This window comes from Streptomyces sp. NPDC029956 (assembly GCF_055574655.1).
In genome coordinates this window covers 45,110-55,605 of sequence record NZ_JBVHZJ010000019.1, presented here as the reverse complement: position 1 = coordinate 55,605, position 10,496 = coordinate 45,110, and the positions used below count along the sequence as shown (strand labels likewise).

Annotated in this window: 10 protein-coding genes; 8 read left to right on the top strand and 2 right to left on the bottom strand. The window is 70.3% G+C overall.

Annotated elements, in window-relative coordinates; translation table 11 throughout:
• Nucleotides 1-126 precede the first annotated feature (126 nt).
• Entirely contained in the window at nucleotides 127-696 is a 570-nt protein-coding gene (locus ACZ4XX_RS17650) for a hypothetical protein (RefSeq protein ID WP_468508796.1), read from the bottom strand.
• A gap of 223 nt (nucleotides 697-919) precedes the next feature.
• Between ACZ4XX_RS17650 and ACZ4XX_RS17645 the strand changes: the two genes are divergently transcribed.
• The 4 genes from ACZ4XX_RS17645 (at nucleotide 920) to ACZ4XX_RS17630 (ending at nucleotide 4,601) form a co-directional block, all read left to right on the top strand.
• Nucleotides 920-1,327, top strand: coding sequence for a hypothetical protein (locus ACZ4XX_RS17645; RefSeq protein ID WP_468508795.1), 408 nt, complete (start codon nucleotides 920-922; stop codon nucleotides 1,325-1,327).
• Nucleotides 1,328-1,383: 56 nt separating this feature from the next.
• Complete coding sequence (locus ACZ4XX_RS17640) at nucleotides 1,384-2,058, top strand: ABC transporter ATP-binding protein (protein WP_468508794.1); 675 nt, start codon at nucleotides 1,384-1,386, stop codon at nucleotides 2,056-2,058.
• Nucleotides 2,055-4,307, top strand: a complete 2,253-nt coding sequence (locus ACZ4XX_RS17635) for an FtsX-like permease family protein (protein ID WP_468508793.1) — start codon at nucleotides 2,055-2,057, stop codon at nucleotides 4,305-4,307. Before ACZ4XX_RS17640 ends, ACZ4XX_RS17635 begins: the two co-directional genes overlap by 4 nt.
• Nucleotides 4,308-4,391: 84 nt before the next feature.
• Nucleotides 4,392-4,601 carry a DUF4287 domain-containing protein gene (locus ACZ4XX_RS17630; RefSeq protein ID WP_383045282.1) on the top strand — a complete coding sequence of 70 codons (210 nt, stop codon included), beginning with the start codon at nucleotides 4,392-4,394 and terminating at the stop codon, nucleotides 4,599-4,601.
• 9 nt (nucleotides 4,602-4,610) lie between these two features.
• Here the strand turns inward: ACZ4XX_RS17630 and ACZ4XX_RS17625 are convergent, their stop codons facing one another.
• A complete protein-coding gene (locus tag ACZ4XX_RS17625; protein ID WP_468508792.1) occupies nucleotides 4,611-5,843 on the bottom strand; it encodes an MFS transporter in 1,233 nt (410 codons plus the stop codon).
• A gap of 94 nt (nucleotides 5,844-5,937) precedes the next feature.
• Here ACZ4XX_RS17625 and ACZ4XX_RS17620 point away from each other — a divergent pair, with 94 nt between their 5' ends.
• The 4 genes from ACZ4XX_RS17620 to ACZ4XX_RS17605 all read left to right on the top strand — a co-directional run bounded on the left by ACZ4XX_RS17620 (nucleotide 5,938) and on the right by ACZ4XX_RS17605 (nucleotide 10,447).
• Nucleotides 5,938-6,921: an ArsR/SmtB family transcription factor gene (locus ACZ4XX_RS17620; RefSeq protein WP_468508791.1), complete on the top strand. Its 984-nt coding sequence runs from the start codon at nucleotides 5,938-5,940 to the stop codon at nucleotides 6,919-6,921.
• A gap of 14 nt (nucleotides 6,922-6,935) precedes the next feature.
• Nucleotides 6,936-7,835 carry an alpha/beta fold hydrolase gene (locus tag ACZ4XX_RS17615; RefSeq protein ID WP_468508790.1) on the top strand — a complete coding sequence of 300 codons (900 nt, stop codon included), beginning with the start codon at nucleotides 6,936-6,938 and terminating at the stop codon, nucleotides 7,833-7,835.
• A 198-nt stretch (nucleotides 7,836-8,033) separates the two neighbouring features.
• On the top strand, nucleotides 8,034-9,092 hold the full coding sequence (locus ACZ4XX_RS17610; protein WP_468508789.1) for an aldo/keto reductase: 1,059 nt from the start codon (nucleotides 8,034-8,036) through the stop codon (nucleotides 9,090-9,092).
• 143 nt (nucleotides 9,093-9,235) lie between these two features.
• The gene (locus ACZ4XX_RS17605; RefSeq protein ID WP_468508788.1) at nucleotides 9,236-10,447 is read left to right on the top strand and encodes a winged helix DNA-binding domain-containing protein; all 1,212 of its coding nucleotides are present in this window, start codon (nucleotides 9,236-9,238) and stop codon (nucleotides 10,445-10,447) included.
• Nucleotides 10,448-10,496: the final 49 nt, after the last annotated feature.

The following is a 10,496-nucleotide window of genomic DNA, read 5'->3' as shown; positions in this document are numbered from 1 at the left end:
CTTCCGTGGGGGGGAGACCAAAAAGAGAAACGAAAACCCCCCCCTCCCCCCCCCCCCCCCCCCCCCCCCCCCCCCCCCCCCCCCCCCCCCCCCCCCCCCCCCCCCCCCACCGGCATGCATGGGCGCCTACACGGGGCAGGGGCGGTACTCGAGGCTGAGTTCGCGGTCGACGGCGTAGCTGGTACGCATCGACGCGTCGATCACCTGCTGCCAGGAGCCGTACTTGACGTACAGCTGGTCGGCGGTGGGGCCGAGCGGGTTGCCGTACTTGGCGATGTTCCGCTGCTCGAGGATCCGGACCTCTTCCGGGGTCATGCCGGCGCGGGTGATCTCCTTGGCCTGGTTCCGCATGTCGACCAGCTCACGGGCGATCTCCTCGTCCGTGGCGCCCGCCTCCCGCATGGCGGCCTCCGTGCGGCGCATGTCCTCGAGGAGCCCGTGGTACTGCATCCGGGTCCGCTGGGCCTCGACCTTCTGGTCCATCGGCATCACGCGGATCCGGCACACGACGGGGTCGCTGCTGGGACAGGGATCGCCGGCGGAGACGGGCCGGGCGAGCGGGGCGGTGATGACCGACCCACACGCCTCGACGGCACCGGCACCGGCGGAACCCGCGGTCCCGAGGAGAGCGACGGCGGCGACGAAGGGGAGAAGGGCGCGACGAAGGACGGAGGGAGGGGAGGAGGAAAGGCGCATGCGCGCATCTTTGGGGCTGCCGCCGCACGCCTTCACGTAGGCGCACCGGTGATCACTCCTACGGGGTGGGGGGCGCGCCGGAGCGCGTCCGGGTCCAGCGAGACGGCCTCATTCACTGGATCGGGGGGTGATGGGAGGGAGGGACGTTACTGCGGTCACCGGTGTGTAGTGATGCCGATACTTTCTGTGATGACCAGTCGGCTCGACCAAACAGGGGTTATCGATGAGGAAGTTCGCTACGGCGGTGGTGGCCGCGGGGCTGTTCTTCGGGGGGATGGGGGTGGCGGTGGCGAGTTCAACCCACAAATTGGTCATGCGGACGCCAGGCGTTGCGTTCGTCGGCACGTATGCCTGGCAGCCCACGACCAAGGTGCCGAGCGGCCTTCACGTAAAGGGCGAGCTGCGGGACGAGAAGGACAACGATGGCCACAACGTCTACCTCCGCGTCAAGGTTGAGGAATACCCCTGGGGCGACCTGAAGGGCATCCAGAGGGCTGACATGAAAGTCGACAAGGTCTTCACCGACGGCGCCGTCCTGAAAACCAAGGAAGTGCGCATGCAAGTTTGCCTCGACCGGGGCTCCTTGCGGCCTGACTACTGCTCTCGAGAGCGGCTGTTCTCACGTAACTAGTCAAGGTTCTGGGGCCGCGGACCACGCGGCCCCCCATCCTCCTGGAGCGCACCACGTTGGAAACCATCCTCCGCGCCGATGGCGTGGATCTCTTCTACGGCACAGAGCAGGCCGTCAGTAGCGCAGATTTCATGCTCAAGCGCGGCGAGGTAGCCACCATCATGGGCAGCAGCGGGTCGGGGAAGTCATCGCTGCTGTATTGCCTCGCGGGGGTTCTGCCACCGACCAACGGCACCGTGACCTTCGATGGAATCCCGCTCTCGAGCCTTCCTGACGGCGAGCTGAGCGCCCTGCGTCGCACCCGACTCGGGTTCGTCTTTCAATACGGGGAGCTGCTGCCCGAACTGACCGTCGAGGAAAACGCAGCCCTCCCGCTTCGGCTCGCCGGCATCAGCAAGGCCCATGCCCACGCCGTCGCTGCGCAGGTGCTGGGGCGACTCGGTATGGGGGATCTGCTGCGGCGCAGGACCTCAAAGCTGTCCGGGGGCCAGAGCCAACGCGTTGCGGTCGCACGCGCTCTTGTCCATCGGCCAGACGTGGTGTTCGCGGACGAGCCAACCGGGGCACTCGACAGCGCTAACGCGACTGCCGTGTTGGATGAGTTCCTTCAACTGGCACGGAGGCAGAAAACCGCCGTGATCATCGTGACGCACGACGCCGACGTGGCCACAAGAGCCGATACGCAGTACACGATGTCGGATGGTGTTTTGGCCCAGCGGGTGGCGGTGTGAACCCGTTCGCCCTCGGATTGCGCCTGTTGTGGGGAAGCGGGCGCCGGGGGCGGGTTCGCTTCCTCCTGATGGCGCTGGGCTCGGCGCTCGGAGTGGCGTGCCTTGCCGCAGTCCTCACCATTCCATCGATCCTCGCCGCTCATGACGCCCGCACGGCTGCCCGTGAACCACGGCCAGGCGCGAGTAACGTCCTCTACCAGGAACTTCGCGGGCCATATGGCTCACAGCCCCTCCATAGGGTCTTTGTCGCACGAACGGGTCCTGGGCCAACTCCTTTGCCTCCGGGAATCGACAAACTTCCCAATGCCGGTGAGGCGATCGTTTCGCCGAAGCTAGGCGAGATCCTGGCCGCCTATCCACGCACGGCGGGCCTTGTCCCGGGCCAAGTGACGGGCGTCATCACGCCAGAGGGATTGGGCGATAGCAACGACCTGTACGCCTATGTTGGAACCACTCCAGCCGAGTTGACCGAATCGGAAGAGTTGGGTGGCTTCGGAATCGGGCGGTCCTGGCGGCAGATCGTAGAACCGTCGACCCTCAACATCCTGCGCTTCACCCTCGGGTGCATCGTTCTGCTCCCGCTCGTCATCTTCCTCTCCGTCTGCGCCCGACTCTCCGGAGAATCGCGTGCTCGACGGCTCGCCGCCCTCCGGCTCGTCGGGCTCAGTTTGAAGGACACCCTGAGGGTCAATGCCGGGGAGAGTGCCGCCGCCGCATCGGTCGGGGCTGTGATCGGGGTCGTGGGGTATCTCGGGGTCAACGAGATCACGGCTCGGGTCGGACTACCTGGCTTGCACTGGTACCCCGCGGATGGCCGGCCGTCCGGGACGACCCTTGCCATGTGTGTTCTGGGATGCCCGGCGCTCGCATGGTTCGTAGGGCAGTTCAGCGCACGGCGGGCTGCCATGTCCCCCATCACTGTGCGACGAACTGGGGACCACAAGCCTCCGAGGAAGTTCGGGACGCTGCTCCTGGTGCCAGGACTGGGCATCATCGGTGGCTACTGCTTGCTCAGTGTCACGGGACGGGACCCATCCGGGGGATCGGCCAGCTCGCTGTTGGTGCCAGGTGCCGTCCTGTTGACCGGTGCCGGGCTCGTTTTCGGGCTGGCACCCATCACAGCGTGGATGGCGCGGCAACTGGCCAAGGCAGCGAAATCGCTGCCGATGGCCTTGGCGATGCGACGGACCGAGGTCGACCCCGGGTCCTCGCTGAGAGTCGTCACCGGGCTGGTGTTGCTGGTATTCGGTGCCTCTCTGACCCAGGGCGTGCTCATTGAGCTGGACCAGGTCAGTCGACTGACTGCACCTCTTCAGGAGTACAACATCCGTCTGGACCAACTCAAGCCGGAGCAACGAAAGGCCCTGGCCGGTGTGCCAGGTGTGCGAACACAGGTGATCTCATACAGCTCCTGGGATCCGTTGGACGGCACCGACGTACCCCATGCCGACCTCGTAGTCTCCACCTGCGCTCAGCTCGCCGTGTCCACACAGCGAGCCACGGGATGCGTGGACGACAAGGTCATGTCGCTACGGGACCAACGCGCTCCACTCAGATACGACCCGAAGGCCGGAGAGCGCTATCCCTTCGTGATGAAGAGCGGTCAGAGAGACGTGTTCACCGTGCCTCACGAGCAGATTGACGTGCGTCCCTGGGACCTTTCTGTCTTCGACTCAGGCACTCTGATCGTCCCCCCTTCCCTTCTTCCCTCCCCCCTCGCCGACTCCTCCGGCACCCTCACCCTCGTCAGTGACTCCGACCCCGCCACCATCCGCTCCGTTCTCGACGGCATCGGGGCCATCGCGCCCACCGCCCCCGTCGAGCCCGTCGGGATCGTCATCGACTCGCTCGCCCAGCTCGCCGTCATTCGCAGTCTGCTGGCCGTCGGGATGGTGCTCGGGCTTGTCATCGGGGTGGCCGCGTTCGTCGTGTCCGTGGCCGATCGGGCCATGGAGCGGCGGGCGCAGGTGACTGCGCTGGCGCTTTTGGGGGCTCGGGCAGGGACGTTGCGGGGGGTGCAGGTTCTGCAGGTGTTGTTGCCGCTCGCGGTGGGGCTGGGGGGTGCCATCGTTGCCGGGTGGCTGGCCGAGTCCAGTTACCTGATCACCGGTGGTGGCGCCGTGCACTGGGACTGGGAGGGGCTGCCCCTGCTGTTCGCCTGTGCGCTCGGCGTGCTGCTCGTCGCCGCGCTCGCCTCCGTCCCCATGGTGCGGCGGCACATCGACCCCGAGCACATCCGGCGAGATTGATCGAGCGGAGACCGATGAGTTCTCGGTGGGGTGGGAGTCCTCCTGCTGTCCGCAGTCGTCCGCCCCAACACCTTGGAGTCTCCCGTGGCCGAGAACGTCGTCAAAGGTCCCGCCAGTTACTTCCCCTCCATCGAGAAGAAGCACGGCCGGCCGATCTCCGAGTGGCAGGACCTCATCCGTTCCTCGCCGCTCACCAAGCACATGGAGCTCGTCTCCTGGCTGAAGGCCGAACACGGGCTGGGCCACGGGCACGCCAACGCGCTCGTGGCCCACACCCTTGCCGAGGGGAAGTAGCCCCCGGTCTCACGCAGCCAGGTCGTGGGCCGCGCGGGCGTTCACCCTCGTCGTCAGCGCCGCCGTCGCCACCGCCGCGGCAGTGCCCGCCACCAGGGCCGTCCACCACAGCACCGACGGGCCCAGCGTCGTGTACATCGCCACTCCCAGCGTGAGTGCCGCGAACCGCGCCAGCCCCCACGTCCAGCTGAACGCGCCCTGGTAGCGGCCCCGTGCGTGTGCCGGGGCCAGGTTGGCGACCACGCCCGCGGCGATGCCCGCCACCACCACCTCGCCCAGGGACCAGACGACGACCGACACCGTGTAGCCCGCGACCCCGTCCGCCAGTCCGGTCAGCGCCACTCCTCCGGCGATCAGCGTGCTGCCCGCGCCCTGCACCGCCAGCTGCGGGAACCTCGACAGCCTCGCCGTCACGAACGGCTGCAGTGCCACCACCAGGACCGCGTTGACCGCCGCCATCGCCCCGTACACCGCCGGCGACAGGCCACTGTCGTGGACCGCCAGCGGCAGGGCCACCTCGGTCAGCGAGTACACGAAGAGCTGCACTCCGAGGAGGGGGAGCAGGAGCAGGGCGAGGCGGTCCCGGAAGACCACTCCGTAGCCGATGCCGTCCTTCTCTTGCTGCGTCTCCTCCTCGGCCGTCGCCCTCCGGGCCTTCGGGTCCTTCAGGCGGACCGCCACCACCAGCGCGTACGCCAGCATCGAACCCGCGTCCACCACGAACAGCAGCCAGTAGCCCCGGGCCGCCAGGTAGCCGCCGAGGACTCCCGCCACCGCCGTGCCGATGTTCACTCCCCAGCCGAACAGGGCGTACGCGCGTCGGCGCCGTTCGCTGTCCACGGCGTCCGCGAGGAGCGCGTACGCCGCCGGCGAGACCGTGCTGCCCGCCGCGCTGATCAGCAGCGCCGCCGCCGCCATCGTCCACACACCGGGGGCCAGGAACAGCGCGCCCTGCGCCGCCGACGTCCCGATCAGGCCGATCAGCATCGTCGGGCGCCGCCCGATCCGGTCGGCCAGGACGCCGCCCACGGCCGGGCCCAGGAGGTTGCCCGCGCCCAGGGCTCCCAGGACGTACGAGGTCTCCGTGCCCGTCACTCCGCGCGCGGCCAGGAAGAAGACCAGGAAGGGCGTCACGAGATAGCCGAGCCTGTTGACGATCGTTCCCGCGAAGATCGTCCATACGACGGACGGCAGTCCTCGGAAGGAGGACGGGATGAGGGACGAGGCAGTGAGAGTGGGCATGCGCCGAGGCTGCCCGGGCCGCGCCTCCGCCTCCATTGATTAAGCTCTGGCCGAATCCGATCAGCTCTTCCCTGCCGCTCGTGGACGCTAGGACGTGGATCCCTTGGAATCCGGGCTCAGTTTCTCCGCCGCCGACCTCGCCCAGACCCGCTTCGCCGTCTCCCCCATGTGGGAGGTCGTCACCAGCTACCGCGTCCTCGGCGGCCGGCCCGACTCCGGTCCCCATCGCCGTTGGGTCGCCCAGGTCCGGCCCCGGGTCGTGCGGGCCGGGCTCGATCGCGGGTGGCTCGCCGCGCTGGTCCCCGGCCACGGCTACCTCGCCGACTTCCTCAACCCCACCCCCGCCGGGCCCTTCCCCACCCTCGACACCGAGCTCGACGCCGTTCTCCACACCTCCGTCGAGCAGGTTCGGGACGATATCCGCACCTTGGCGGGAGGCGAGCACCCCGACCGGCTCAGGCTGCTCCATGACGACCCTTCCGCCGTTCTCCGTAAGGTCGTCGACGAGGTCGAGGCCTACTGGGAGCTCGCCCTCGCCCCCTACTGGGCCCGGATCCAGCAGGTCCTGGAGGCCGATGTCTTCCATCGGGCCCGCCAGGTCGCCGAGCACGGTTCGGCGCGGGTGCTGAGCGAACTCCACGAGACCGTACGGTGGGACGACGGCACCCTGCGGCTCGTACGGCGGCACTGCGCGCTCAGCCGCGACCAGACCGGGTCCGGGCTGCTGCTCATCCCCTCCGTATTCGCCTGGCCCCGGGTCCTCACCCGGTCCGTCCCTCCCGACCCGCCTCAACTCGCCTACCCGGCAAGGGGCTTCGGAGCCGTCTGGGAGCCTCGTACCACCGATGCCACCGATGCCGTCGCCGCCGTCCTCGGGCGCTCCCGCACCCTGCTCCTCACCGAGCTCGACACACCCGCGTCGACGACCCGACTCGCCGCCCACTGCGGCCTGTCCGCCGCCGGCGTCTCCCAGCACCTGATCGCCCTGCGGAACGCCGGCCTGGTCACCGCCCACCGCAGCGGGCGCTCCGTCCTCTACGCCCGTACCGCCGTCGCCGACCAGCTCCTCAACCCGTAGGGGATCATGGAGGGATGACGTCTTCCTCCAGTCCCTCCTGGTCAGAGCGGTTCGTGATCCGTGACGGCGTGCGGCTCTCCTGTCGGGACTGGGGCGACCGGAGTGACCGGGACGGCTCCGGGGGCGGCCGGGACGGCTCTGCGGGTGACCGGCGCGGCGGCTCCGGGGGCGACGTCCTTCTTCTTCACGGGCTCGCCGGGCACGCCGGCGAGTGGGACGACCTGGCCCGGCTCCTCCGGGACTCCGGCCATCGCGTCGTCGCCCTCGACCAGCGCGGCCACGGCGGCAGCGACCGGAATCCTTCGGACGGGGACGTCTCGCGGGCCGCGTACGTCGCCGATGCCGTCGCCGTCATCGAGCAGCTCGATCTCGACCGACCCGTGTTGATCGGACAGTCGCTGGGCGGAAGCACCGCTCTCCTGACCGCCGCCGCCCACCCCGGCCTGCCGCGCGCCCTCGTGCTCGTCGAGGCCGGGCCCGACGGGGCGAATCCCGGCGTCCAGGAGCAGATCGGCGGCTGGCTGCGGGCCTGGCCGGTGCCGTTCCCCTCACGGGCCGCCGCCGTCGCGTACCTCGGCGGCGGCACGGCCGCCGTCGGCGAGGGCTGGGCGAGCGGGCTCGAGGAGCGGGCCGACGGACTGTGGCCCCGCTTCGACCCCGAGGTCATGGTCCGGTCCCTCGACGAGCACGCCACCCGCGCCTTCTGGGACGAGTGGGCCGCCGTCACCTGCCCCACCCTCGTGGTCCTCGGTCAGGGCGAACACGGCGGGATCATCGGCGGCGAGGAGTACGCGGAGATGGTCCGCCGCCGGCCCGCGCTGCACGGCACCAGCCTGCCCGGCACCGGCCACGACGTGCACCTGGAGCGGCCCGGGGTCCTCCACCGGCTGATCGTCGACTTCCTCGCGGCCTAGGTGACGGTCGGAACGGCCGTCGGAACGGCCGTCGGAACGGCCGTCGGAACGGCCGTCGGAACGGCCGTCGGAACGGCCGTCGGAACGGCCGTCGGAACAGCGGCCCGGACTACGGCCTGGCGACGTCATGGGCGACGGCCCCGGACGCCGCACGCGGGCCCTTGCCTTCGAGTGCACTCGAATTCCTAGAGTGCGCGCATGCGCTATCGGGTACTCGGCGGGACCGGGTTCGAAGTAAGTACGTACTGCCTCGGCACGATGATGTTCGGGGCCGTCGGAAATCCTGACCACGCGGATTCCGTACGTGTCATCCATGCCGCCCTCGACCGCGGCATCAACTTCGTGGACACCGCCGACATGTACTCCTCCGGCGAGTCCGAGGAGATCGTCGGCAAGGCACTGCGCGACTCCAACCGGCGGGACGCGACCGTCCTCGCCACCAAGGTGTACTTCCCCGTCGGCGGCGAGGGCCCCAACCGGGGCGGCCTCTCGCGCCGTTGGATCACCCGGGCCGTCGAGAACAGCCTCAAGCGGCTCAACACCGACTGGATCGACCTCTACCAGGTCCACCGGCCCGACCACCGCACGGACATCGAGGAGACCCTCGACGTCCTCGGCGACCTCGTCGGCCAGGGCAAGATCCGGGCGTTCGGCTGCTCCACCTTCCCCGCCGAGGAGATCGTCGAGGCCCACGCCGTCGCCGAACGGCGCGGACTGCGCCGCTTCCGCTCCGAGCAACCGCCGTACTCGCTGCTCGCCCGGGGCATCGAGACCTCCGTCCTGCCCGTCGCCCAGCGGTACGGGATGGGCGTCCTGACCTGGGCTCCGCTCGCCTCCGGCTTCCTCACCGGCACGTACCGCAAGGGGCAGCCGGTCGACCTGACGCGCGGACGCGCCGCGCTCACCCCGCACCGCTTCGACCCGGCGCTCCCGGTCAACGCCGCGAAGCTCGACGCCGTCGAGGAGTTCGTCGCCCTCGCCGAGGAGATCGGCTGCTCCCTGCCCGAGCTCGCCCTGGCCTTCGCCGTCTCGCACCCGGCCGTGACCTCCGTCATCATCGGGCCGCGGACGATGGACCAGCTGGAGGGGCTGCTGAAGGGCGCGCCCGTCGTCCTCACGGACGAGGTCCTGGACCGGATCGACGCGATCGTGCCGCCGGGCACGAACCTCTACCGCGCGGACGGTGTCTGGCAGCCTCCCGCCCTCACCCGGCCCGAGCTGCGGCGACGACCGCTGGAGGAGCGGGCGGCCGGGTAGGAGGTAGGGGGAGGGCCCACCCGATCCCGTCGGGGCGGGTGATCCCGTCGGGGCGGGTGATCGCCTCTGTCAGGAGGACGCGTTCGTGGTGACCGTCACCGATCTCCTCGTCCCGGTCCGTGTCTGCGGCCATGCTTGGCCGCATGGGTGAGACGGGGAAGAGGCCGATCGACGCCGCCGAGCGCAGGGCGCGGCTCGGGGTGCGGCATCGGCTGGCCGGGAGTGCGCGGGCCGGTTCGGTGGAGGACGTCGCGGGGTCGCTCGTCGCCCTGCACGGGACCGACCCGGCGAGTGTGTTCCTCGCCGTGGGGGCGCGGCTGGCCGGGATGGCCGGGCCCGTGGCGGACGTCGAGCGGGCGCTGTACGAGGACCGGTCGCTGGTCCGGATGCACGGCATGCGGCACACGGTCTTCGTGGTTCCCGCCGTGCTCGCCCCCGCGGTCCGGTCCTCGACGTCCGACGCGGCCGCCGTCCGCGAACGCACCGCGCTGATCCAGCACTTGGCGGCCGGCAGCGATTTCGACGCGGCGTGGCTGGCGGAGACCGAGCGACTCGTCCTCGCCGAGCTGGCCGCGCGTGGCGAGGCGACCGGCGCCGAACTCGGCGGAGCCGTACCGGCGTTGAGGTCGACGTATCTGTACGGGAAGGGGACGCGACAGGAGGGCGTCCAGTCCGTCGCGAGCCGGGTGTTGCGGGTGCTCGGCATGGAGGGGCGGATCGTACGGGGCCGGCCCCAGGGCACGTGGACGTCCAGCCGGTTCCGCTGGGCGCTTCCCGTCGGGACCCGTTCCGGGGCACCTTCCGCGCTCGATCCGGCCGCGGGGCGCGCCGAGCTGATCGAGCGGTGGCTCCGGGCCTGCGGGCCCGCCACCGAGGCGGATCTGAAGTGGTGGACGGGGTGGAAGGTGACGGATGTGCGCGGGGCGCTCGCCGCCGTCGGGGCGCTGCCGGTGGCGCTCGACGAGGGGACCGGTTTCGTCCTGCCGGACGACGTCGACCCGGTGACGGTGGCGGGACAGGCGGCGGAGTCCGGGCCGTGGTCGGCGCTGCTGCCCGCGCTCGATCCGACGGCGATGGGCTGGCAGGCCCGTGACTGGTACCTGGATCCGGAGCACCGGTCGGCGCTGTTCGACCGCAGCGGGAACATCGGGCCGACGGTGTGGTGGGACGGCCGGATCGTCGGCGGGTGGGCCCAGCGTCCGGACGGCGAGATCGTCCACCGGCTGCTGACCGACGTGGGCGCGGCGGCCGGAAGCGCGATCGGCGCGGAGGCGGAGCGGCTCGCGGGGTGGATCGGGGACGTCCGGGTGACGCCCCGGTTCCGTACGCCGCTGGAGCGGGAGTTGAGCGCCTGAGCTCGCGCTCGACCCGCTTCTCCCTCCCCCCTCGCGCCCGGGACCCGGT